This is a genomic window from Rheinheimera baltica DSM 14885 (genome assembly GCF_000425345.1).
Classification (GTDB): domain Bacteria; phylum Pseudomonadota; class Gammaproteobacteria; order Enterobacterales; family Alteromonadaceae; genus Alishewanella; species Alishewanella baltica.
This window is the reverse complement of record NZ_AUDG01000043.1, coordinates 1-24,989: the sequence shown is the minus strand read 5'-3', so window position 1 is coordinate 24,989 and position 24,989 is coordinate 1. Positions and strand designations below refer to the sequence as shown.

Here is a 24,989-nt window from a genome sequence, read left to right as displayed (position 1 = left end):
CAAGTTCCTTTCTTATAGTTTTGTTTCACCCTGCTCGTTGGCAGAGGACCCTGGGTACAACACAACGGCTTATAATACACAAAAAGTGAGGGATGATAAGGCCAAAGTGTCTGGCGACTTTAATAAAGTCTGGTTGAAAAAAAGGAGAGCTAGGCTCTCCTTTTAAGATATTGCTAAAGCAATTATTTTGCGTACTGGCGCAGTAACTCGGCTTTATCTGTTTGCTCCCACGGAAACTCATTACGGCCGAAGTGGCCATAAGCGGCAGTAGCTCGATAAATTGGGCGCTCCAGTTGCAACATTTCGATAAGGCCATGTGGGCGTAAATCGAAGTGCTGGCGTACCAGTTTAATCAATTCGTCTTCGCTTAATTTACTGGTGCCAAAGGTTTCCAGACTAATTGAGGTTGGCTCTGCAACACCAATAGCGTAAGACACCTGAAGTTCACAACGGGCCGCTAAGCCTGCTGCCACGATATTTTTTGCCACATAGCGTGCCGCGTACGCGGCTGAACGGTCTACTTTTGAAGGATCTTTACCAGAGAAGGCACCGCCGCCGTGACGTGCCATACCGCCGTAGGTATCAACGATAATTTTACGACCAGTTAAGCCACAGTCGCCCATTGGGCCGCCAATAACAAAACGACCAGTTGGGTTTATAAAGAATTTAGTGCTGCTGGTTAACCACTCTGCCGGTAACACAGGTTTAATAATGGTTTCCATTACAGCTTCACGTAAGTCAGCTGTGCTTACGGTATCGCAATGTTGGGTTGATAACACAACAGCATCAATACCTACTGGCTTACCATCTTCGTAGATAAAGCTCAGTTGCGATTTTGCATCAGGACGTAACCAAGGCAGAGTGCCATTTTTACGCACTTCAGCCTGACGCTGCACCAAACGGTGAGAATACGTAATAGGTGCAGGCATTAATACGTCAGTTTCGTTGCTGGCGTAACCAAACATTAAACCTTGGTCACCGGCGCCTTGTTCTTTCGGGTCGGCCCGATCTACACCCTGGTTAATGTCCGGAGACTGTTTACCAATAGCATTTAATACAGCACAAGAGTCGGCATCAAAACCCATATCTGAGTGGGTATAGCCAATTTCACGCACGGTTTTACGCGTTAACTCTTCGATATCAACCCATGCCGTGGTGGTGATTTCACCACCAACCAATACCATGCCGGTTTTAACAAAGGTTTCGCATGCAACACGCGCTTTCGGATCTTGTTCCAGGATTGCATCCAATACAGCGTCGGAAATTTGGTCAGCTATTTTATCCGGATGTCCTTCAGATACTGATTCAGAAGTGAAAATGTGTTGTGCCATCGGTTGAATTCCAAAATAAGGTTAATGCAGTTAAGTTCAAACTGGACGCGTGTACCAGAGCGAACTCAAAAAATAGGCGGTTATTTTAGAGAAAGTACGTAGTCTTTGCCAGAAAAATCTGCCGCCCAGACGTCTTTAATGCTATTTTACTGCCTAATTACGTACCGGTGGACAATTGGATTGGCAGGAGGGGAATTTTTTTCCACTATCTGATTTATATTTGCCATCTGGCGGGGGCTCTGGGAAAATAGCGCCACATACCGCTTAAACATTTCAGCTTTATAATAATCAGCTTCTACGATAAAGAAGCCGCGCAATGTCAGGAGTGAACATGCCATCTCGTAAACAACTCGCCAATGCGATCCGTGCGCTTAGCATGGATGCGGTGCAAAAAGCTAAATCAGGTCATCCGGGCGCCCCTATGGGAATGGCGGATATTGCCGAAGTGTTATGGCGCGATTTTCTCAAACATAACCCGCAAGACCCGCAGTGGCCAAACCGTGACCGTTTTATTTTGTCCAATGGTCATGGCTCAATGTTGTTGTATTCATTGCTGCATTTATCTGGTTACGAGTTGAGCATTGAAGATTTAAAGCAATTCCGTCAGTTGCATTCTAAAACGCCAGGTCACCCTGAATATGGTTATGCACCCGGCGTTGAAACTACGACAGGCCCGTTGGGGCAGGGTATTACTAACGCAGTTGGTATGGCTATTGCAGAAAAAGCCTTAGCTGCGCAGTTTAATCAACCTGGTTATGACATTGTTGACCATCATACCTATACCTTTTTAGGTGATGGTTGTTTAATGGAGGGGATCTCGCACGAGGCCTGTTCATTAGCAGGGACTTTAGGCCTGGGTAAGCTGGTTGCGTTTTGGGATGACAATGGCATTTCTATCGACGGCCATGTTGAGGGTTGGTTTACCGACAATACGCCTGCGCGATTTGAAGCTTACGGTTGGCAGGTTATTAGTAATGTAGACGGCCATGATGCTGCTGCCATTGAGGCGGCGATTGTGCAGGCTAAAGCTGACACCAGCAAACCAACATTAATTTGTTGTCGCACAGTAATAGGCTACGGCGCACCTAATAAAGGTGGTAGCCATGACTGTCACGGTGCACCACTGGGTGATGTTGAAATTGCTGCTGCCCGCGAATTTTTACATTGGCCACATGCACCGTTTGAAATACCGGCCGATATTTATGCCGATTGGGATGCCAAAGCCAAAGGCTCAACTGAACAGCAAAACTGGCAGCAATTATTTGCCCGCTACAGTGCCGCGTTTCCAGAATTAGCCAGTGAGTTTAGTCGTCGTGTATCTGGTGATTTGCCATCAACCTGGGCTGCCCAGTCGCAAGCCTATATTGAGAAATTACAAGCTAACCCTGCCAATATTGCCAGTCGAAAAGCCTCACAAAATGCCTTAAATGTATTCGGCCCATTGTTGCCTGAGTTTATGGGCGGTTCGGCAGATTTAGCCGGTTCAAACCTGACCATTTGGTCTGGTAGCAAGCCTCTTACTGCAACTGATGCCAGTGGCAACTACATTTACTACGGTGTTCGTGAGTTTGGCATGTCAGCTATTATGAATGGCATTGCATTGCATGGCGGTTTTGTTCCCTATGGTGCGACTTTCCTCATGTTTATGGAATATGCCCGTAATGCCGTGCGTATGGCTGCGTTAATGCAACAGCGGGTGATCTTTGTTTATACCCACGATTCTATCGGTTTAGGTGAAGATGGCCCAACACACCAGCCAGTAGAGCAATTAGCCGCATTACGCGCTACACCAAACCTGATTAACTGGCGGCCCTGTGATCAAGTGGAGTCTGCTGTTGCGTGGCAGGCCGCGATTGAGCGCACTGAAGGCCCAACAACACTTATATTTACCCGGCAAAATCTGCAACAACAGCAACGATCAGCAACACAGCTGGCAGATATCAAACGTGGTGGTTATGTATTAAGCGACTGTGCTGGTACGCCAGAGTTGATTATTATTGCGACGGGCTCAGAAGTTGAGCTGGCGATGCAAGCCGCGGCTGAGTTAACCGAGCAAGGTAAAGCCGTGCGAGTGGTATCTATGCCCTCAACCGATGCCTTTGAGCAACAAGATGCAGCGTACCGTGAAGCAGTGTTGCCAGCGGCAGTAACCAAACGTATTGCCGTAGAGGCAGGTATAACGGATTGCTGGTACAAATACGTAGGCTTAAACGGCAAAATTATCGGCATGACCAGCTTTGGTGAGTCGGCACCTGCTGAGCAGTTATTTGCACATTTTGGTATAACTACTGAAAAAGTGTTAGAAGCCGCTGAGCAACTATTAGCTTAATTTTCAATATAATGGGATCAATTATGGTCCCATTTTTCTATGTGGTGTTATGGCAATAAGACTGGCAATTAACGGCTTCGGTCGCATAGGGCGCAACATATTGCGTGCTATCTATGAAAAAGGCTTGCAGCATGAGCTGCAAGTGGTTGCAATTAATGAACTGGCCGATGCAAAGGGCGTAGCGCATTTATTGAAGTATGATACCTCGCACGGGCGTTTTGGTTACAAAGTGGGATCCTTTGCCGGCGGTATTAGCGTAAATGGTGACAATATTGCTTTGTTTGCCGAGGCTGATCCACTTGCCTTACCCTGGAAAGAACAGAACATAGATGTGGTGTTAGAGTGTACCGGCGTGTTTCATAGCCGCGAACATGCAAACTGGCACCTCAGTGCAGGGGCTAAAAAGGTGTTATTTTCCCACCCGGCGGATGCGGATATCGACGCCACTATTATCTATGGTATTAACCAACAAACCTTAACTGACACTATGACAGTGGTGTCTGCAGGTTCATGCACCACTAACTGCATTGTGCCGGTTATACAGGTATTGGATCAGCATTTTGGCGTTGAAAGTGGCACCATTACCACGATACATGCCTCTATGCATGACCAACAGGTTATTGATGCGTATCATCCCGATTTACGCCGCACTCGGGCGGCCAGTCAGTCTATTATTCCGGTTGATACAAAGTTAGCATTGGGAATTGAACGTATACTGCCTAAATTTGCTGGCCGGTTTGAGGCTATTGCAGTAAGGGTACCTACGGTTAACGTTACCGCAATGGATTTAAGTGTTACTTTGCATCAGGACGTTAGTATTAAGTTGGTTAATGCCGCGCTAGCCAAGGCCTGTAATGGCACGTTAGCCGGTATTCTTGATTACACCGAAGAGCCGCTGGTATCGGTAGATTTTAACCATGATCCCCATTCTTGTATTGTTGATGGTTCGCAAACACGGGTTAGCCATAAGCGGTTGGTTAAATGCCTGGTATGGTGTGACAACGAATGGGGTTTTGCTAACCGTATGCTCGATACAGCCAGGGCAATGATGCAATCGAATTTATAACTAGGAGCTAGACATGTCTGTTATTCGCATGAGCGATTTGGATCTTAACGGCAAACGCGTACTGATCCGCGAAGATTTAAATGTACCGGTTAAAAACGGCAAAGTAACCTCAGACGCCCGCTTAAAAGCAGCAATGCCAACCATTGAATTGGCACTGCAAAAGGGGGCGAAAGTGATGGTAATGTCTCATTTATGCAGGCCAGAGGAGGGCGTGTTTGACGCAGACTCATCTTTGCAGCCAGTGGTGGATTATCTTACAACAGCGCTGTCTGCTCCGGTTCGGCTTGCATCAGAGTACTTGGAAGGGGTGACGATTGCTGAAGGAGAAGTGGTTGTTTTTGAGAACGTTCGCTTCAATAAAGGTGAAGGCAAGAATGACGATGTTCTTGCCCAGAAACTTGCTGCATTGTGCGATGTGTTTGTAATGGACGCCTTTGGCACAGCGCATCGCGCACAAGCCTCTACCCACGGCGTAGCTAAATATGCGCCTATCGCCTGTGCCGGGCCGTTATTAGTAGGGGAGCTTGACGCCCTTGCAGCAGCACTTAAAAACCCGAAACGGCCGTTGGTTGCAATTGTGGGTGGTTCGAAAGTCTCAACTAAATTGACCGTACTTGAGTCGTTATCAGGCATTGTTGATCAGCTTATAGTTGGTGGTGGTATTGCGAACACCTTTATTGCTGCCAATGGTAACAATGTGGGTAAATCGCTGTACGAAGCTGATTTAATTCCCGAAGCTCAGCGTTTGATGGCGCAAGCAAAGGCCCGTGGCGGCAATATTCCGGTACCTACTGATGTTGTGGTAGGCCAGGCATTTAGCGAAACGACACCCGCAACGTTAAAGGCGGTAGCAGACGTGTCGGATACCGACATGATTTTCGACATTGGCCCGCAAACCAGTGCAGCTTTGGTGGATATTTTAAAATCAGCAGGCACCATCGTCTGGAATGGTCCGGTCGGTGTATTTGAGTTTGAACAGTTTGCCGATGGCACTAAAGCATTGGCACAAGCCATTGCTGACAGTGACGCATTCTCTATTGCGGGTGGTGGCGACACCCTTGCGGCAATAGATAAATACAATATTGCAGATAAAGTATCCTATGTTTCTACCGGTGGCGGCGCCTTTTTAGAGTTTTTAGAAGGTAAAACATTGCCAGCTGTAGCTATACTGGAACAACGCGCAAAAACATTATAATAAAAATTTAATATTACTACTGTACCCTAAACGATTAAGAGAGGATTTCATGGCCCTTATTTCATTACGTCAAATGCTGGATCATGCAGCCGAGTTCGGCTACGGCATACCTGCCTTTAACGTAAACAACCTTGAGCAAATGCGCGCGATTATGCTCGCGGCGGACAAAACCGATAGTCCGGTGATTGTTCAGGCTTCAGCTGGCGCGCGTAAATATGCCGGAGCACCTTTTTTACGCCACTTAATTTTGGCGGCCGTAGAAGAGTTCCCTCATATTCCGGTGGTAATGCACCAGGACCACGGTACGTCTTTGGGCATTTGTCAGCGTTCGATTCAGTTGGGGTTTTCTTCGGTGATGATGGACGGTTCACTGGGCGAAGATGGTAAAACGCCAATGGACTATACCTATAACGCCAACATAACGCGCAAAGTTGTTGAAATAGCGCATGCCTGTGGTGTGTCGGTGGAGGGCGAGTTAGGTTGTCTTGGTTCACTCGAAACGGGTGCTGCCGGTGAGGAAGACGGTATCGGTGCAGATTGTATTTTGAGCCACGATCAAATGTTGACTGACCCGGAAGAAGCTGCACAATTTGTCAGAGAGACACAGGTTGATGCTTTGGCTATTGCCTGTGGTACATCGCACGGTGCCTATAAATTTAGCCGGCCGCCAACAGATGATATTTTGGCGATTGACCGTATTAAAGCCATTCATCAGCGTATTCCTGATACCCATTTGGTTATGCATGGTTCCTCGTCAGTGCCGCAAGATTGGCTAAAAATCATCAATGACAATGGTGGGAAAATTCCTGAGACTTACGGCGTGCCTGTGGAGCAAATTCAACAGGGTATCAAATATGGTGTACGTAAAATCAATATTGATACAGACTTACGTTTAGCCTCTACCGGTGCGATTCGTCGCTATATGACAGAGCACCCGGCAGAGTTTGATCCCCGTAAATATTTACAGGCTTCTGTAAAAGCAATGACAGACATTTGTATTGCCCGTTATGAAGCCTTTAATGCTGCCGGACAAGGTAGCAAAATAAAAGCCATATCGTTGGATGATATGGTGGCACTGTATACGGCAGGAAAGTTGACGCCGAATATAAAATAAACAAAAAAATTAATAAATTATAATAAATTAATTTTCATTTGTTTAATGGTGCATAAATTGGGTGATAAACCGTATAAATAGTCGTATCTGAGCAGACCTCTGGACGCCTGAGTTGTCTTGACAAGGGCGTTTTTACCTGTAATGATGCGGACGGTTTACCCTCTAACCGAGGGCCTTTCCTGTCAGTAAGAACAGAAGGGCTCTTACAACTTCAGGTTACGTTAATCAGCAATAATTGGTTGGGAACTATGTTTAACAATAAAATTCGCAAGAGTCTTGTTGCAACAGCTCTGGCCGGTACTTTCGCCCTTTCGGCGAGTGCCTTGGCAACAGATTTAAAAGCTTTGCACCAAGAAGGTAGTCAGATCCAACGCGCAGCAGTGCAGTCTCAAGAAAAAATTAACACTATTTATGAACAGTCTCAGGAACTGCTGGGTGAGTACCGTCAGGTAGTTGACCAGACTGAGAACTTAAAAGTTTATAATGATTTCTTAGCCACTCTAGTTGCCGATCAAAAGCGTCAGATTAATTCAATTCAACGTCAGATTGATACTTTGGAAGATACGCGTAAAGGTACTGTACCTTTAATGATGCGTATGATTGATGCATTAGAACAATTTGTTGAAGCCGATATCCCGCTGCGTACTGAGCGTCGTTTAGAGCGTGTTGCACGTTTACGCGAAGTAATGACGCGTTCAGACGTACAATTATCAGAACAGTATCGTCAGATCCTGGAAGCCTACAGTATTGAAGTAGACTACGGTTCAGTGGTAGACGCATTCCAGGGCATTTTGCCGTTGAATGGTCAGGAAATAACTGTCGACTTCGTGCATGTTGGTCGTTTATCGCTGATGGCGTTATCGCTTGACGGTAAAACCGGATGGGTGTGGAACAAAGATACTGCTGGCTGGGAAGCGTTGCCGGGTTCGTACCTGACATCGGTAGCCCAGTTTATCAAGATGGCACGTCGTGAATCCACGCTTGAGATGGATCGCGTACCACTTATCGCAGCGGAGTAAGAACAAATGAAACAAGCATTTAAGTCAATGTTAATCGCCGCAGCGGTGACTCTGTCCGCTGGTGTTGCTTTTAACGCAGCCGCCAACACTGAAAAGTTGGATCAGCTTTTAGAACAATTGAAGAAAGAACGTACTGTTGAAGGTCGTGCTAACCAAGAGCGTGAGCGGGCATTTTTATCAGAGCGTTCAGATAAGCAGTCGTTATTAAACACTGCAAAGAAACAATATAGCGACGAAGAAAATCGTGGTAAGCGTTTACAAAAAGAATACGCTGACAACGATATTCTAATTGGCCAAAAGCAACAGGAACTAGAAAGTGCTTTAGGTACTATGGGTGAGTTGTTCGGCGTTGTACGTCAATCAGCAAACAAATCTATCGGTACTATTTCTGGCTCTATCGTTAGTGCGCAATATCCTGGTCGCGACGTGCCATTGCGCACTGTAGCTTCTGCCACAGAATTACCAACTCTGGCTGAGATGGAAGATCTGTGGATGGCGTTACTGACAGAAATGACTGAGTCAGGTAAAGTTGCAGACTTCGATGCTGAAGTTGTAAAACTTGACGGTGGTGTTGAAACTAAACGCGTTACACGTTTTGGTACTTTCCACCTGACGACTGATTCAGAATACTTGATTCTGAACAGCACAACTGACCAAATCCAGCCACTGGGTCGTCAGCCACAGTCTAAAATTCACAATTCAGTTGCTGATTACCACACTGCTAGCCGTGGCGAGATCACCGGGTTGTACCTAGATCCAACCAAAGGCAATAGCTTACTGCGCTTAAACCAGCAACGTTCAACCTTGTTTGAATACTATCTGGCTGGTGAAGAAGTTGGTTATATTATTACCGCGGTTTTAGTTATTGGTATGTTAATCGCACTTGAGCGTATCATTGTCCTGACTCTGGTTGGTGGCAAGATTCGTGCGCAGCTTAAAAACCTGGCTAACCCGTCAGATAAAAACCCACTGGGTCGTATTTTGCGCGTTTACCATGAAAACAAATCTGCTGACGTAGAGAACCTGGAACTTAAACTGGACGAAGCTATTCTGCGTGAAACGCCGAAAGTTGAGCGTGGTGTTGGTTTAATTAAACTGTTCTCCGCTGTTGCGCCGTTATTGGGTCTGTTAGGTACTGTTATCGGTATGATAATGACCTTCCAACAAATTACTTTGTACGGAACAGGCGATCCAAAACTGATGGCAGGTTCAATCTCTCTGGCACTTGTTACTACAGCTCAGGGTTTGATCGCGGCTATTCCATTACTGTTTGTTCACTCAATCGTTTCATCAAAAGCGAAGTCAATCTTACACGTTTTAGATGAACAGGCTGCAGGCATTATTGCTGCGCATGCGGAGCAGGAGAAAGCCTAATGATACTCCAGCTAGTAAAGCTGTGGGAATCTGTGCAGGATTTTATCCATACCGGTGGCAATGTATTATACATTGTCGCCCTGGTACTCTTCGTCATGTGGGTATTGATGATAGAGCGGTTCTGGTTCCTTAAAGCGGAATATCCAAAATTGAAAAAGGATATTGTTGCCCGTTGGGATGCCAGAGCTGATACCACATCATGGTATGCGCATAAGATCCGTGATTGCTGGATTTCCGAGGCTTCAGAAAAATTAGAACAGCGTATGCTGCTCATTAAAACCTTGGTTGCACTGTGCCCGCTGGTTGGTTTGTTGGGAACGGTTACCGGTATGATTGCTGTGTTTGACATTATGGCAACGCAGGGAACAGGTAACCCAAGAACTATGGCAACAGGTATCTCTATGGCGACTATTCCGACGATGTCTGGTTTGGTTGCAGCGATATCAGGTGTATTTTTCAGTGCGCGGTTAGACGTTCAGGTTAAACGGGAAAAAGCCAGTTTAGCCGATAGCTTACCGCATCATTAAAGAGAGTTTTTTATGGCCCGCAAACGTATTCGCGAAGCTGAACAGGCGGAGATTGATATCACGCCGATGATGGATATCGTATTCATCATGCTTATCTTCTTTATCGTAACCACGTCTTTTGTAAAAGAGGCAGGTATCGATGTAAATAAACCTGAAGCTACTAAAGCTATCAGCAAACCAAGTGCGACTATCTTTATCGCCATTCGTGCAAACGGTGAGATTTGGATGGATAAACGCGCAGTTGATGTTGAGCGTGTTTCAGCAAACATTGAACGGTTAAGAGCAGAGTCACCAACCGATACCATTATTGTACAGGCTGATAAAGAAGCTAAGCACGGTATAGTAATGGAAGTTATGGATCAGATTAAAACTGCTGATCCGTCACTGGTGATTAGTATAGCCGGGGAGACTAAGTAATTATGGTACGTTTCCTGACATCGTTAATTATCGGTGGGGTGGTAACGTTTCTGTTGTTCTTAATGATGGCCACTTTGCTTCAGTCAAGTGGCGATCGTAAAGTGGCTGAGCAAGAGCGTATTGTTATTGAAATTAACACTACGCCGCCAGACTCAGAAACACAGACCCGGCGGCCACCACCGCCACCACCACCACCGCCACCGGCTCAGCCGCCAAAAGCGCCTCAGCCAGAACCAGATACCAGTAGTGCAGCAGGTGCTATCGGTTTCAATATGCCAGGTTTGAGCTTAGGCTCTAGTGGAGCAGGGTTGGGCGATCCATCAAGTATGATGCGTGATGGTGATGCAACGCCAATCGTTAGGATTGAACCTCGCTATCCAGTGCAAGCTGCTCGTGATGGTTTACAAGGTTGGGTAAAACTACGTTTCAGCATTATGGAAGATGGTAGTGTTGATGAAGTAGAAGTTATCGAAGCTGAACCACGCCGGGTGTTTGACCGCGAAGCAATTCGTGCGCTGCGCCGCTGGAAGTACAGTCCGAAAGTGGTTGACGGTAAACCAATGAAACAAACCGGACAGCAAGTCCAACTTGATTTCACTTTAGATATGGCCGGAGGTTAAGATGAACAAGTTTAAAAAACTTACCTCAGCACTGGTAATTCTGACGGCGTTAGGTGTAACCGCGACGTCAGTAAATGCTGCTGTGCAGCCAAATATGGCAAAAGTGGAAGAACGCAAAGCACGCAAAACTCAGATAGTGGGCGAGCGTGTTGGTAAATCGTTGGTTAAAGCTTTCGACTTGTACAACGAGGAAAAGCTGGACGAAGCGATTGTTGTTCTGAAAGAAATTAGTTCAAATAATGATTTTGACTCTGCGACGTTAAATCGATTCTTGGGTAACTTGTACGCAACTAAAGATGAGAAGCAGGCGATTAAGTATCTGACATTGGCGGTTAAACCGGATGTTTTGACATTTAACGACCAGTCACTGACGATGAAGTTATTGGCTGACATGCTGTTACAGGATAAGCAGTATCCAAAGGCGATCAAAGCTTACGAAGACTGGATTTTGTTCACTGGTGAACAAAGCGCAGATGCGTATATGCGAATTGCCAATGCCTATCATCTGATGAACCAGTACGATAAAGTTGTTCCAGCCGCTGATGATGCTATTCGCTTTTCACCTAAGCCAGAAACAAACCATTATCTTTTGAAGATGGGTGCGTTATATGAGCTGAAAAAGTATAAAGAGCTAGTCGCTCATACAGAAATTATGGTGCAAATATTTCCAGAGAATAAACAGTTTTGGGTTTATCTAGGAAATTTCTATACCCTAACCGAAGAATACGCTAAATCTTTATCTACTTTGCAGCTGGCTTATTCTCAGGGTTACCTTGAGAAAGACAGTGAAGTAAGAATGTTAGCGCAGATGTATGCGAATAATAACATTCCTTATAAAGCTGCGGTGACGATGGAAAAGCATATGAAGAGTGGGTTAGTCAAAAAAGACAAAAATAACCTAAGCTTTGTAGCGTCAAACTATCAGTCTGCGCGTGAGTTTGCTAAAGCGGCAGATTACTACGGTGAGTTAGCTAAATTGACGAACGATGCTGATGCATATCGTCGTCAAGGCTCTGCTTATTTGTCTGTACAGCGTTATAACGATGCGATATCAGCATTTGATAAAGCCCTTTCAATGAATGTTGATAAGGCGTCAGGTGTTTATATGAGCTTAGTTGATGCATACTTCTACCAGAAAAAATACAAAGAAGCTTATGCTGCTTTAATGAATGCGAAAAAAGATCCTGCAATGTCACGTCAAGTGCGTAGCTGGGAGTCGTACATTAAAGATAAAGCCAAGCAAAAGGGTATTAGCCTGTAATAAAAAAACCCCACGTTTGTGGGGTTTTTTTTATTCTATTTTTCTGTTTCAGTATTTCGTAAATCATGGAGTCGGTATTTATCAATCAGGGCATAAAGTGTGGGTCGCGTAATGCCCAAGCTATCAGCTGTTTTTGATAAGTTGCCTGTGGCTAACGTATAGGCATGCCTGATGGCATGCGTTTCTGCTACCTCACGTACTTTTCGAAGCGTATCAACCTTTGCATTACGTGGAGATAAGCCAAGATCCTCTTCAGTAATGTATTTACTGTCTGCCAATATAACTGCCGATTTAAGCTTGTTTTGCAGCTCGCGAATATTTCCTGGCCAGTCATAATGCAACATTGACTGCATCGCACTATCAGTAAACCCCTGAACCTGAGTATTAAACTCTTGGTTAAATTTATGCAGTAAGGCTTTACCGATAATAATAATGTCATGGCCTCGTTGGCGTAAAGAGGGGATGTTCAGAGTGATTTCACTGATGCGGTAATAAAGATCTTCACGGAAGCTTTGCTCAGCAACCATTTCAGCTAAATTGCGATGCGTTGCACAGATGACTCTAACATCAACTTCTAACTCTTGACGCCCGCCAACCCGTTCGATGACCCGCTCTTGTAAAAAGCGTAACATCTTCGCTTGTAGACTTAGTGGCATATCGCCAATTTCATCTAATAATAAGGTGCCGCCATTGGCACATTCAATCTTACCCAGAGTAGTTTTGTTAGCACCGGTGAAGGCACCTTTTTCATAGCCGAACAGTTCGCTTTCTAACAAGTTCTCTGGTATCGATGCACAGTTAATCGCCACGAAGGGTTTATTAACTCTTGGACTTTGGCGGTGTATAGCGCGCGCAAATACCTCTTTACCGGTGCCACTTTCACCTAATAACAACGTGGTTATTTCAGTAGGGGCTATTTTTTCTACTGTACGGCATGCTTTTAAAATAGACTCACTGTTACCAATAATATCTGTATTACCCACATTTGCACTTTTTAGCGCTCTATTCTCGGCTTCCAGGTCACTTATCTTAAACGCACGCGCAATAATGATATTAAGTACATCGGCATCAACAGGCTTTTGATAGTAGTCGTATGCGCCAAGCGCAATAGCTTTTAGCGCATGTTCATTGTCGGTATTGCCCGTAATTACAATGACTTTGCATTCAGGTTGTAGTGACAATATATCATTTAAGCACGCTAAGCCTTCACTGGCATTTGCAGGATCAGGCGGCAAACCTAAATCTAAGGTGACAACGTCAGGTTCATAGCGTCGCAACTGAGTTAACGCTGAGGATCTATCTTGAGCAAACACTAGCTCATAATCTGTCAAACTCCATTTAAGTTGTTTCTGAATGCCAATATCATCTTCAATGACTAATACAGTCTTCATTTAACGATCCTTGTTTAACTCTCACTACATGTTGTTTAGTGTAATGGAAGCCTCGGTGTAAAGGTAGTAACAATATACTTAGTCACTATTTTATAGTATGCCAATAATGCGTTCTTAAGACTTGAAGCTACGCAACAGTTACCAGTATTAAGTAAATATTAAGTAGAAACTAAGTCATTGTGTTTTTTATTATCTTAGCCTATGTCGAAGTAAATTGCTGCCCCAGAGTCTGACATCTTGCTGAAAGTGCCCCATACTGAAGCAAAAGTAACAAGACTGACATAATTTTGGGAGCCGGATTGATATGCAGATTAAAAGTGATGTTGAAATAGTCCCTATTTTTTCTGGTGGTGGCACGCGCTTGAGTTGTTATATCGGTATTTTGCAGGCTTTAAAAGATATGGGCTTTGGTTTTCAACATCTGGTTGGCGTGTCGGGGGGCAGCATTGTTGCTGCATTGTATGCTGCGGGTTGGGCATTAGACGATATTAAAGCTTTGGCTTTGAAAACCGATTTTAAGCAGTTCTGGAGCTTTTCTATTACGTCATTGCTTCGAACGGGTGGTTTATGTAGCGGTAATAAGTTAGAGGCGTGGCTGGATTTACAGTTGCAGGGGGCGACATTTGCCAGTTTGAATTATGATCTGCATGTATTGGCGACAGATATTAATGGTGGCGGCCCCGTGGTGTTTAATCGTGTACTGACACCTCATTTTAAAGTATCAAAAGCTGTTAGGTTTTCGATGTCCATACCACTTTTTTTTTCTTTTCAAGCGTTTGATAATCATATTATGACCGACGGTGTTATTTTGTCAGAGGACGCGTTACATCATGATTGGTCTGGCGCAGGTTTGCCATTAATTTGTTTCAGGTTAAAAAGCGATATTGAAAACAAGCCTGTGGCTACCCGTCGATATTTTCCGCTTGTATCCTACATTTACATGCTTATACGCACTTTTATGAGCGCAGTATCGAGAGAATATGTGCACGCCCAGCACTGGCACAATACTGTAGTCGTAAATACAGGCAGTGTATCATCAGTAGATTTCGCGCTTAGCCTAAAGCAAAAGCAGCAGTTATTTGATACCGGCTATAATACCGCAAGTACTATAGTGCCGTTAAAGTTAGCAGAGTTCTTTGACGCTGATTAGAACAGCTACAGATAATAGTGGCTGTTCTCATCAGGTATGTTTTATGCTTTTCCGCGAGCAATAATTTCTTGCGCCATTAAATCAGCAACGGTACTAGTCGACTGTTTTTCTGCGTCGGCACGTTGGAAAATATTTAATAGCGTGTCATAGATTGCCATAACTTTATCCGTAGACTCTTGTGCAGAGTAGCCTTGTGGCCGCATTTCACTTGCTACATTAATAATGCCGCCAGCGTTGATAACGTAATCTGGGGCGTACAAAATACCTTGTTGACGTAGCACATCGCCATGACGCGCTTCTTTTAGCTGATTATTAGCACATCCTGCAACCACGCGGGCTTTTAACTGTGGGATGGTCGTGTCGTTAAGGGTTGCACCTAACGCACAGGGGGCGTAGATATCTGCTTCAACCGCATAAATTGCGTCTAACCCAACTGCAACAGCACCAAATTGACTGACAGCGCGTTGTACTGAGTCTTGATTAATATCTGTAACAATTAATTTTGCACCGTCTTTGTGTAAGTGCTCACAAAGGTAAAAGCCTACGCTGCCAAGGCCTTGCACTGCGACAGTTTTACCTGTCAAATCGTCTGTACCAAACTGATGTTTGGCTGCAGCTTTAATACCGCGATAAGTGCCAAGTGCCGTAAATGGTGCCGGGTTACCACTTTTACCTTCAAGGCCAGCAACGTAAGGCGTTTCTTTATTTACTATCATAATGTCGCCGGTGGTAATATTGACGTCTTCTGCGCTGTAATAGCTGCCCGATAGACGATGTAACATGCGGCCAAAAGCACGAAATAGTGCTTCAGACTTTATTGTCTTTGCATTGCCTATAATCACCGATTTACCGCCGCCTAGTGGCAAACCTGCCATTGCATTTTTATATGTCATGCCACGTGACAAACGGAGTACATCATCTAATGCTACTTCATCTGAGGCATAGTCCCATAAACGACAACCACCTACCGCAGGCCCCAGGGCAGTGCTGTGCACTGCAATAATGGCTCTTAAGCCGGTTTCTGCATCAGCGCAGAATACCACTTGCTCATGATTATCGAATTCAGAATGATTAAATACCGCCACGACTGATTACTCCGTTATTAGTAGCCTCAATGTTGAGGGCAGACTATGAATCTAATTTTATGCTGTAAATACCGTATTTTTGCGCCGCGAAATGTAGCATTTCACTATCAGTTACACCAGACGATGTAAAAAATATACTCTGGTCTGTCCAGCGGATTGTCGACAATTAATGACAACGCTTGATTGTCGTTACTCAGTCACTTAAAGTATCGCAAACATAAATGTAGGATATTATGACATGAGTGAGCAGTTAACTCAGGAACAACTTGCACAAGCAGAGCAAGAGCGTGCAGAGTGGGTACGCATACAGTTTCAAAAAGCAAATGAATACTTAGCCAGTAAAGGTATTGTATCTGATAATGTTGCGGTAACTGAGAGCCGTTATTTACCCCCTTACTTTGCTATATGGAAATTAAATACCAAAGATAAACATGCTTATTGGGTGGTTAGTGGTGATTTACCAACTGATCATATCGCATTCTCTGCCGCGGCCAACGCCAGAGAAGCCGTTAGAGCGTTTTCGTTACACTGGCAATTAAAAGCACAACAGATTATGGATTCGGGCACTACTGATAAAACCCAAACCGAATTTGCACAGATACTGGTCCATCGGGCGCAAGCGTTATACGAGATGTTTGAAAAAGATGAATTGTGGCAGTCTGCACCAGTCAATTAATTGTATTTATTTGTTTACAAAATCAAATAAGCCGCATTGACTGCGGCTTATTTATGTTAGACCGATATACGCTAAAGACTACTCAGTAAAATACCAGTAACCTTGATTGATAAAACTAGTTAATAGCATTAAACGTTCGGAACTTTGATTAAAGTGCTTGTTTTGTTCTGATGTTAGCTCCGTAAAATTACAGAGTAACTGCGCTGTTTCCAACTCCGTTGCAGGTAATGTAATTTGATCACCGTTTATAAATAGCAAAATGTCTGTGCTGCTAGTATGTTGATAATAACAACACCGTAACCCACCTGTGCGGCTAAGGACAGAGCCTTCAGAGATGTACTCTTCAATTTCCTCTGCGCCGTAATGTGGATCTGGTTCATTGGTGTCTAGTTCATGCTTAGCGCGTGTAATCAAACAGCCAAACCAACTTGGTAGTATCGCGTTGTCACTAACCAGTTGTTGTAGCAATTTTTGCACCTGCGACAGATCGCTATCTGTTATTGCACCAATTGATGTAGACGCTTCACGTCCTTCGTCGCTAAAACGTACACCGCTAATGTCATGGTCTATTAAATGGTCGGTCAGGCCGGTTAATAAATCTTTCTGCGCCGGAGCTCGAAACCCCACCGAATAATTAAGGCTATTTTCAATACTGATGCCATCATGTGGACAGCCCGGAGGTATATATAAAATGTCACCCGGTTCAGTTATAACGTCAATACAGGCAGTAAAGGGAGTAACTTGCAATAAACGAGGATGCGGACAAATCTGTTGCAAGCTGTTATCGGGCATACCTATGCGCCAGTGACGCTTGCCTTGTCCTTGAATGATAAAGACATCATATTGGTCTAAATGTGGCCCAACACCACCGCCAGGCGCAGAAAAACTCACCATCAAGTCATCTATACGCCAGTTCGGAATAAAACGAAATGGGTCTAACAGTTTCGCCGCATCGGGGTGCCAGTGGTCCACCGCCTGGACTAATAAGGTCCAGTCTTTTTCACCAAATTGATTAAAATCTTCAAACGGGCCTGTGTGCATGTCCCACTGCTGATTAATACAGCTGACGATACGAGACTCAATATCTTCTTCCATTGCCAGGCCTGCCAGCTCGTCAGCCGACAACGGATCTGTGAAGCCTTTAAAGCCGCCCTTGATAAGCAAAGGTTTTTTCTGCCAGTATTCTTGAAGAAACTCTGTAACGGATATCTCACCCAGATGTAATTGATACATAACCTATTCCTGAGAAAAAAGGCGCTGAATTCAGCGCCTTGTTTACTATTTTGTGTTTACAACGTGTTGGTGATTTCAACCGCTGCGCCAATATAATTGGCCGGTGTCAGTTGTTTTAGCTGTACTTTTACCTCTGCAGGTAGTTCAAGTTTATCTATAAAGACATGCAAATCGGCTTGAGTGATACGCTTGCCGCGTGTCAGCTCTTTTAGCTTCTCATAAGGTTGTTCAATAGCGTACTTGCGCATAACAGTTTGCACTGGCTCTGCCAGTAATTCCCAGTTTGCATCTAATTCTGCGCGCAGGTTGGCTTCGTTAACTTCTAGTTTGCTGATGCCTTTTAACGTTGCCTGATAGGCTATTACGGTATAACCGAAACCCATACCTAAATTACGCAGCACCGTTGAGTCTGTGAGATCACGTTGCCAGCGAGACACGGGTAATTTGGCCGATAAGTGGTTAAATAAGGCATTAGCAATGCCGAGGTTACCCTCAGAGTTTTCGAAATCGATAGGGTTAACTTTGTGCGGCATAGTAGATGAGCCAATTTCACCGGCAATAGTACGTTGCTTGAAGTGCCCCAGGGCGATGTAACCCCATACATCACGGTCAAAGTCGAGCAAAATTGTGTTAAAACGGGCAACAGCATCGAACAGTTCGGCAATATAATCATGCGGTTCAATTTGAGTAGTAAAAGCATTCCAACTTAGCCCCAAACTGGTGACAAACTGCTCTGATAGTTGATGCCAGTTAAGTTCAGGATAAGCAGATAAGTGAGCGTTGTAATTACCAACCGCACCATTAAGTTTACCTAAAATTTCTACGCTAGCAATTTGGTCACGTTGACGCTTTAATCGCATGTACACGTTAGCCATCTCTTTACCTAGCGTGGTAGGAGAGGCAGGCTGGCCGTGAGTACGCGCCATCATTGGCACCGTTTTGTGTTCATTGGCCAATTGCTTAATCGCGTCTAATAACGCATCACATTGCGGAAGCAATACTTGTGCACGTGCTTCGGTTAACATTAAGCCGTGTGACAGGTTATTAATATCTTCAGAGGTACAGGCAAAATGAATAAACTCACTCATTGCCGCTAATTCGGTATTAGCAGCAACCTTTTCTTTTAATAAATATTCAACAGCTTTGACATCATGGTTAGTGGTGCGCTCGATCTCTTTTACGCGCTCGGCATCACTTAGGGCAAAATTGTCGACAATATCATTGAGCAGCTGGTTGGCGTCAGCAGACAATGCTGGTACTTCTGCAATGCCGGCGGTAGCAGCAAGGTGCTGTAACCAACGTACTTCAACCGTTACCCGGTATTTAATTAAGCCAAACTCACTAAAATAGTTACGTAAATCAGTAGTTTTGCTGCCATAGCGCCCGTCAACGGGGGAGATGGCGGTAAGGGCGTTCAGTTGCATACAGGCTCCTATAAGCTTGATGGGGGTAGTTGAGCCAGCATTTGCTTTGCTTGCGCTACCAACTTGCGACGTTTAAAAAGAAAATTAAGACGGCTACCACCCGCTTGGCGCCACAATACGGCTGAGCGGATAGCGGCTAATAATAAGGCGCGTAATTTGTGTTGCACGGCAGCTTGCTTAAGCAATTCAGGCTGGCCGTAAATTTGAATACGCCCACCCAGACTACTAATACACTCAGAGTAGGTATCGGCCAGACTGGCCAGCATGGTGTCATCAGTAATACTAAAGTGCTGTAACTGTTGCTCCAAACGCTGCAGTTTGTTACCTAATTTAGCTAGATTAGCTGACGATTTATTTAACCGGCGTTCCAACGCCAGTACACCAACAATGTAGCGGGTTAATTCCATGTCTTTTTGCGGTTTTTCACCAAGTTGGTCAACCAGCAACTGTAATCCGGTACGCAGGTTGGACGCTGAATTGCCATAAACTTCAATAGAGTCATTGGCGTTAACAACCGCAACACTATTTAGCATTATGGCCAAGGCCGACTTGTCGTGCTCGGTATTGCGAGCAACATCCTGTACTAATTTGACCGCCTGACACAGGCCTGCCAGCGCAATAACTTGGGTTGAAAAAGAATATTCCATATCAGTTCATTGCCACATCAATAATGCCGCCACCAAGGCAAATGTCATCAAGATAAAAAACAGCTGATTGCCCGGGAGTGACGGCTTTTTGCGGTGTATCAAATATTACTTCAACGCAGCCATTTTCTTGTGGTGTTAACAAGCAGGGGATATCAGTTTGGCGATAACGGGTTTTTACTGTACAGCGAATGGGTTGTTGCGGGCCGGTTCTGTCTGTCCAGTGTAGTTGATTGGCCAGTAACCCTTTTGAAAGCAAGCTGGGATGGTCATGACCCTGAGCCACAATTAATTCATTCGTATCTAGATTTTTACTTACGACATACCAAGGATCGTCGCCGCCATCACGCAGGCCACCAATACCCAAACCTTTGCGTTGTCCAAGGGTGTGATACATCAGCCCTTCATGGTTACCGATAACGTCGCCATCAACTGTTACAATCTTTCCTGGCTGAGCGGGTAAATACTGCTGTAAAAAGTCTTTAAATTTACGCTCACCAATAAAACAAATACCTGTGCTGTCTTTTTTGTCGTGGGTAATGAGCCCTTGTTGCTCTGCAATGGCACGTACGGCTGGTTTTTCCAGCTCGCCAACAGGGAACAAGGTTTGCGCAACGTGTTCTTCACCAATGGTGTAAAGAAAATAACTTTGATCTTTGTTGGTATCCAGGCCTCGAAGCAACTGCCAATGTCCGTTTTGATTACGACGACGCACATAGTGGCCAGTGGCAATGTAGTCTGCGCCTAATGCTTCAGCAGCAAATTCAAGAAAGGCTTTAAACTTAATTTCTTTATTGCACATAATATCTGGGTTAGGTGTGCGTCCGGCTTTGTATTCTGCGAGGAAGTATTCGAACACATTATCCCAATATTCAGCAGCAAAATTCACTTTATGCAACACAATGCCAAGTTTGTCGCAAACCGCCTGCGCGTCGCGCATATCTTCAGCTGCGGCACAATATTCATCATTATCGTCTTCTTCCCAGTTTTTCATAAACAGGCCTTCAACCTGATACCCTTGTTGTAATAACAAATAGGCTGATACTGATGAATCTACGCCGCCGGACATACCGACGATGACTTTCTTCATGCTATTGGCTGAGCTATTAGTTGAGCGACTATCTGGCATGGCACCTGTACTTTTGAAGAGCAAAAAATCAAGGCGCGGATTATACAACAATTTTATCGCTTGCGCATATTATCGCGGCGGTTGAATTAACGTCAGTGGTAATCGAACCCCTTGTTTGAATACCTCAATAGCATCTGTTACGAGTCGACTACGAACAGGCAGCTCTGCTTGCGTGAGCTTTAAAGCGCTAAACCAGTGCAAGGCTAAAATATCACAGTCTTGTGGTTGAAAGTGGCTTGGCAGTTCTGCGGGTTCAAACAGAAAATTTAACCGCACATAACGATGACCGTTTGCTGCAGTTAACTGAGATATACCCAGCCATGCCGTAGGTTCGAGGTTTAGCCCCGTTTCTTCCAATAACTCACGCTTTACCGCACTAACAAGATCTTCATCTTGCTCGACATGTCCTGCAGGCTGGTTTAATACTCTTTTGCCGCTTTGCTTATCAATTTCTTCGACAAATAAAAATTGCAGCTTGTAATGCACGATGGCGGCAACGGTAAGGTGAAGCTGCTCTCTACTCATAACGTGCTTAATCTCCTTAAATTACAACGAAATAACGTTATACTGCCCGGGTGCTAAATCACCTAATGTCCAATCGCCTATTTGACTACGAATGAGTCGCAACGTAGGAAAGCCCACTGCGGCCGTCATCCGCCGAACTTGTCGGTTGCGCCCTTCGGTAATGGTAAGGCTAAGCCAACTGGTGGGGATATTTGCTCGTTCACGAATGGGAGGCTGACGTTGCCAGATATCTGGTGCGTTTAAGTGCTGCGCTATAGCGGGTGAAGTCAACCCATCATTTAACTGTACGCCGCTACTTAGCTGGTGCAACACCGCATCGGTAATATTGCCTTCTACCTGAACCCAATATGTTTTGGCCATTTTATGTTTTGGGTCGCTGATAAGATGCTGGGTTTTACCGCAATTCGTTAATAGCAACAGGCCTTCACTATCCCGATCCAAACGGCCAGCCGCATAAACTCCCGGTAAAGTGATAAAGTCAGCCAGCGTCTTTCGCGTTGGTGTGCTGTTGTCAGTGAACTGACACAAGACATCAAAAGGTTTATTCAGTAAAACCAAAACCGGATTGTCGACCTTTGTCGTATTGCGTTTTTTCGTATATGGATTATTTTGCAGGTTCTGTCGGGTTTTAGCCGTTTTCACTGTTGTTTTGTCTCTAATATTCATAGCATTGGGTTTCATTATAACGCTGTCAGTAATAGTTAACACCGGGCTTGCTTTGGTGTTCATGCTGCTGAACAGCCACACAGTATCGCTGCGGGCAGCTGCCTATTTTATTGAATGTCATGCTGCTATACTACCGCCGCTTTGCAACAAATGCGTTTAAAACATCAACATCGCCAGAATGAAGTGGCGAACTGGTATAAAAGCCAGCTGATCGCAGACACATTACAGGAACTAACATGTCAAAAGAAATTGCAAAAATTATCTATACAGAAACAGATGAAGCGCCAGCGCTGGCTACCTATTCGTTATTGCCTATTGTTCAGGCATTTTCTGCAGCGGCAGGTATCTCGGTTGAAACGCGTGATATCTCTTTGTCTGGTCGTATTATTGCTAACTTTTCCGAATTCTTAGCGCCTGAGCAGCGTATTGCGGATGCGCTAGCCGAACTGGGTGAATTGGCTAATCAGCCAGAAGCGAACATCATCAAGTTGCCAAATATTAGCGCATCAATTCCACAGTTGAAAGCGGCGATAAAAGAGCTTCAGCAGCAGGGTTATGCTTTGCCTGAGTATCCATCGGAGCCGAAAACCGAACAAGAGCGTGATGTAAAATCGCGTTATGACAAGATTAAAGGTAGTGCAGTAAACCCGGTACTGCGTGAAGGTAACTCTGATCGTCGCGCGCCGGCATCAGTAAAGCAATATGCCAAGAAAAATCCACATAGCATGGGAGCCTGGGCATCAGACTCTAAATCTCATGTTGCACATATGACGCAGGGTGATTTTTATGGCAGCGAGCAGTCAACTACGTTTGCTTCAGTTGACAGCTTGAAAATTCAACACGTGAGCCATGATGGCTCTGTAGTGGTGTTAAAAGAAAGAGTAGCGGTATTGGCCGGTGAAGTGATTGATGCCGCCACGATGAGTAATAGTGCATTACGCGAATTTTACCAGCAGGAAATCGCTGCGGCAAAACAGCAAGATGTGCTGTTGTCGTTGCATCTAAAAGCCACCATGATGAAAGTGTCAGACCCTATTATGTTTGGTCATGCTGTGACAGTGTTTTTTAAACCTGTGTTTGAAAAATATGCCGCGTTGTTTACAGAGCTGGGTGTGGATGTAAATAACGGCGCAGGTGATATGTTTGTTAAAATAGCAACGCTGCCACAGGCAAAGCAGGATGAAGTACTTGCAGCTATTAAAGCGTGTTATGCCGCGCAACCCGAATTGGCCATGGTTAACTCTGACAAAGGGATTACTAATCTGCATGTGCCAAGCGACGTGATTATCGATGCGTCAATGCCGGCAATGATAAGAAGCTCAGGTAAGATGTGGGGACCTGATGGTAAATTAAAAGATACCAAAGCGATGATCCCTGATCGCTGCTATGCCGGTGTATACCAAGAAACTATCGAATTCTGTAAGAAAAATGGTGCCTTTGATCCGCGCACCATGGGATCAGTCCCCAATGTAGGCTTGATGGCTCAAAAAGCCGAAGAATACGGTTCACATGACAAAACCTTTGAAATGACGGCTGCTGGTAAAGTTCAGGTACTTAACAGTAAAGGTGATGTAGTATTTGAGCACGCCGTTGAGCAAGGTGATATCTGGCGCATGTGTCAGGTTAAAGATGCTCCAATACGTGACTGGGTTAAATTAGCAGTAAATCGTGCCCGGTTAAGCAATACACCAGCTGTGTTTTGGTTAGATAGCGCGCGCGCGCATGATGCGCAGCTAATAACTAAAGTGCAGACTTACCTGAAAGATCATGACACCAGCGGCCTTGATATACAAATTCTGGCGCCTGTTGAGGCGACCCGTTTATCACTTAAGCGCATAAATGAAGGTTTAGATACTATCTCTGTTACCGGCAACGTGTTACGTGACTATTTAACTGACTTGTTCCCCATTTTAGAGCTGGGCACCAGCGCAAAAATGTTGTCTGTTGTGCCTTTGATGAATGGCGGCGGTTTATTTGAGACTGGCGCTGGTGGTTCAGCACCTAAACATGTTGAACAGTTTATTGAAGAAGATTACTTACGTTGGGATTCGCTTGGTGAATTCTTAGCGTTGGCCGCCTCTTTAGAGCACCTTAGCCAGGTAACTGGTAATGCAAAAGCCAAAGTGCTGGCCGATGCTTTAGATACTGCGACGGCAAAGTTTTTGGATAATGATAAATCACCAAGACGTAAACTGGGTGAATTGGATAATCGTGGCAGCCATTTTTATCTTGCCATGTACTGGGCTGAAGCGTTAGCGTCACAAAGTACGGATGCAGAACTACAAGCTCGATTTGCTAAATTGGCGGCGACATTACAACAAAATGAAGCTGCAATTGTTGCAGAGCTGAATGGCGCTCAGGGCAAGGCAGTGGAGATTGGTGGTTATTACCGGCCAAATCCCGCTTTGATTGCTAAAGCAATGCGTCCAAGCAATACCTTTAATCAGGCATTGGCCAACACGTAACCGTATTTATGTATAAAGTAAAAGCAGGCGTTAAGCCTAATGCCGATCAGTTAAGAAATATTTTCCTGATCGGTTGACCGATCCTGTGTAGATGTAAGAATCCGATGAGCCATTAAGCCATCGGATTTTTTTATGGAACTGTCAGAAGCATTAGCACGCACGTCAATCAACCGCCTTACCGAATTTGCATCGCTGTCCGATGTTCTGGAACCCGATATTATCCAGTCTTGCCTGGCTTCCAACGGCGTTGCCACCTTGCGCAAACGCAAACTCCCCATGGATGCCATGATTTGGGCGGTGATAGGGATGTCGCTCTTTCGCACTGAATCGGTACGTCAGTTAATTAAT

23 protein-coding genes are annotated in these 24,989 nt (G+C 44.9%); 14 read left to right on the top strand and 9 right to left on the bottom strand.

The genetic code is table 11. From position 1 onward, the window contains the following. Positions 1–182: 182 nt before the first annotated feature. Entirely contained in the window at positions 183–1,331 is a 1,149-nt protein-coding gene (gene metK, locus H595_RS0113945; protein WP_027671768.1) for a methionine adenosyltransferase, read from the bottom strand. A gap of 331 nt (positions 1,332–1,662) precedes the next feature. Between metK and tkt the strand changes: the two genes are divergently transcribed. From tkt to H595_RS0113895, 10 genes are all read left to right on the top strand, one after another. Further along, complete coding sequence (tkt, locus tag H595_RS0113940) at positions 1,663–3,660, top strand: transketolase (protein WP_027671767.1); 1,998 nt, start codon at positions 1,663–1,665, stop codon at positions 3,658–3,660. A gap of 49 nt (positions 3,661–3,709) precedes the next feature. Further along, positions 3,710–4,726, top strand: coding sequence for an erythrose-4-phosphate dehydrogenase (gene epd, locus H595_RS0113935; protein WP_027671766.1), 1,017 nt, complete (start codon positions 3,710–3,712; stop codon positions 4,724–4,726). 13 nt (positions 4,727–4,739) lie between these two features. Next, entirely contained in the window at positions 4,740–5,921 is a 1,182-nt protein-coding gene (locus tag H595_RS0113930; protein ID WP_027671765.1) for a phosphoglycerate kinase, read from the top strand. A gap of 49 nt (positions 5,922–5,970) precedes the next feature. Next, positions 5,971–7,035, top strand: a complete 1,065-nt coding sequence (fba, locus tag H595_RS0113925) for a class II fructose-bisphosphate aldolase (RefSeq protein WP_027671764.1) — start codon at positions 5,971–5,973, stop codon at positions 7,033–7,035. Positions 7,036–7,283: 248 nt separating this feature from the next. Beyond that, on the top strand, positions 7,284–8,054 hold the full coding sequence (locus H595_RS0113920) for a DUF3450 domain-containing protein (RefSeq protein ID WP_027671763.1): 771 nt from the start codon (positions 7,284–7,286) through the stop codon (positions 8,052–8,054). A 6-nt stretch (positions 8,055–8,060) separates the two neighbouring features. Next, complete coding sequence (locus H595_RS0113915; RefSeq protein WP_027671762.1) at positions 8,061–9,428, top strand: MotA/TolQ/ExbB proton channel family protein; 1,368 nt, start codon at positions 8,061–8,063, stop codon at positions 9,426–9,428. After that, the gene (locus H595_RS0113910) at positions 9,428–9,955 is read left to right on the top strand and encodes a MotA/TolQ/ExbB proton channel family protein (RefSeq protein WP_240474904.1); all 528 of its coding nucleotides are present in this window, start codon (positions 9,428–9,430) and stop codon (positions 9,953–9,955) included. The genes H595_RS0113915 and H595_RS0113910 overlap by 1 nt, the downstream gene beginning before the upstream one ends. Positions 9,956–9,967: 12 nt before the next feature. Continuing rightward, positions 9,968–10,372, top strand: coding sequence for an ExbD/TolR family protein (locus H595_RS0113905; RefSeq protein WP_027671760.1), 405 nt, complete (start codon positions 9,968–9,970; stop codon positions 10,370–10,372). Positions 10,373–10,374: 2 nt separating this feature from the next. Continuing rightward, positions 10,375–10,992, top strand: coding sequence for an energy transducer TonB (locus H595_RS0113900; RefSeq protein WP_027671759.1), 618 nt, complete (start codon positions 10,375–10,377; stop codon positions 10,990–10,992). A gap of 1 nt (position 10,993) precedes the next feature. Then, positions 10,994–12,253, top strand: a complete 1,260-nt coding sequence (locus H595_RS0113895; protein WP_027671758.1) for a tetratricopeptide repeat protein — start codon at positions 10,994–10,996, stop codon at positions 12,251–12,253. A 35-nt stretch (positions 12,254–12,288) separates the two neighbouring features. On the opposite strand, the gene prsR is transcribed toward H595_RS0113895, so the two are convergent. Beyond that, a complete protein-coding gene (gene prsR / locus H595_RS0113890; protein WP_027671757.1) occupies positions 12,289–13,644 on the bottom strand; it encodes a PEP-CTERM-box response regulator transcription factor in 1,356 nt (451 codons plus the stop codon). A gap of 304 nt (positions 13,645–13,948) precedes the next feature. On the opposite strand from prsR, the gene H595_RS0113885 reads away from it, so the two are divergent. Then, the gene (locus H595_RS0113885) at positions 13,949–14,794 is read left to right on the top strand and encodes a patatin-like phospholipase family protein (protein ID WP_027671756.1); all 846 of its coding nucleotides are present in this window, start codon (positions 13,949–13,951) and stop codon (positions 14,792–14,794) included. A 41-nt stretch (positions 14,795–14,835) separates the two neighbouring features. Here the strand turns inward: H595_RS0113885 and H595_RS0113880 are convergent, their stop codons facing one another. Next, positions 14,836–15,879 carry a Leu/Phe/Val dehydrogenase gene (locus H595_RS0113880; RefSeq protein WP_027671755.1) on the bottom strand — a complete coding sequence of 348 codons (1,044 nt, stop codon included), beginning with the start codon at positions 15,877–15,879 and terminating at the stop codon, positions 14,836–14,838. Between the two features lie 238 nt (positions 15,880–16,117). Between H595_RS0113880 and H595_RS0113875 the strand changes: the two genes are divergently transcribed. Further along, a complete protein-coding gene (locus H595_RS0113875) occupies positions 16,118–16,555 on the top strand; it encodes a DUF4826 family protein (protein WP_027671754.1) in 438 nt (145 codons plus the stop codon). 78 nt (positions 16,556–16,633) lie between these two features. On the opposite strand, the gene H595_RS0113870 is transcribed toward H595_RS0113875, so the two are convergent. The 6 genes from H595_RS0113870 to H595_RS0113845 all read right to left on the bottom strand — a co-directional run bounded on the left by H595_RS0113870 (position 16,634) and on the right by H595_RS0113845 (position 22,068). Beyond that, positions 16,634–17,788 (bottom strand): ribosomal protein uL16 3-hydroxylase, encoded by a 1,155-nt coding sequence (locus tag H595_RS0113870; protein ID WP_027671753.1) that lies wholly within the window; start codon positions 17,786–17,788, stop codon positions 16,634–16,636. 56 nt (positions 17,789–17,844) lie between these two features. Beyond that, entirely contained in the window at positions 17,845–19,212 is a 1,368-nt protein-coding gene (gene purB, locus H595_RS0113865; RefSeq protein ID WP_027671752.1) for an adenylosuccinate lyase, read from the bottom strand. Between the two features lie 8 nt (positions 19,213–19,220). After that, complete coding sequence (gene hflD, locus H595_RS0113860) at positions 19,221–19,859, bottom strand: high frequency lysogenization protein HflD (RefSeq protein WP_027671751.1); 639 nt, start codon at positions 19,857–19,859, stop codon at positions 19,221–19,223. 1 nt (position 19,860) lies between these two features. Further along, positions 19,861–20,985, bottom strand: coding sequence for a tRNA 2-thiouridine(34) synthase MnmA (gene mnmA, locus H595_RS0113855; protein ID WP_027671750.1), 1,125 nt, complete (start codon positions 20,983–20,985; stop codon positions 19,861–19,863). Positions 20,986–21,054: 69 nt separating this feature from the next. After that, positions 21,055–21,510 (bottom strand): NUDIX domain-containing protein, encoded by a 456-nt coding sequence (locus tag H595_RS0113850; protein WP_027671749.1) that lies wholly within the window; start codon positions 21,508–21,510, stop codon positions 21,055–21,057. Positions 21,511–21,531: 21 nt separating this feature from the next. Further along, positions 21,532–22,068 carry a pseudouridine synthase gene (locus H595_RS0113845; protein WP_027671748.1) on the bottom strand — a complete coding sequence of 179 codons (537 nt, stop codon included), beginning with the start codon at positions 22,066–22,068 and terminating at the stop codon, positions 21,532–21,534. 344 nt (positions 22,069–22,412) lie between these two features. Here H595_RS0113845 and H595_RS0113840 point away from each other — a divergent pair, with 344 nt between their 5' ends. Both H595_RS0113840 and H595_RS22400 read left to right on the top strand, forming a co-directional pair. Continuing rightward, positions 22,413–24,641: an NADP-dependent isocitrate dehydrogenase gene (locus H595_RS0113840; protein WP_027671747.1), complete on the top strand. Its 2,229-nt coding sequence runs from the start codon at positions 22,413–22,415 to the stop codon at positions 24,639–24,641. A 132-nt stretch (positions 24,642–24,773) separates the two neighbouring features. Further along, positions 24,774–24,989 (top strand): transposase domain-containing protein (locus H595_RS22400; protein WP_205623230.1); only part of this gene is annotated, 216 nt, incomplete at its 3' end.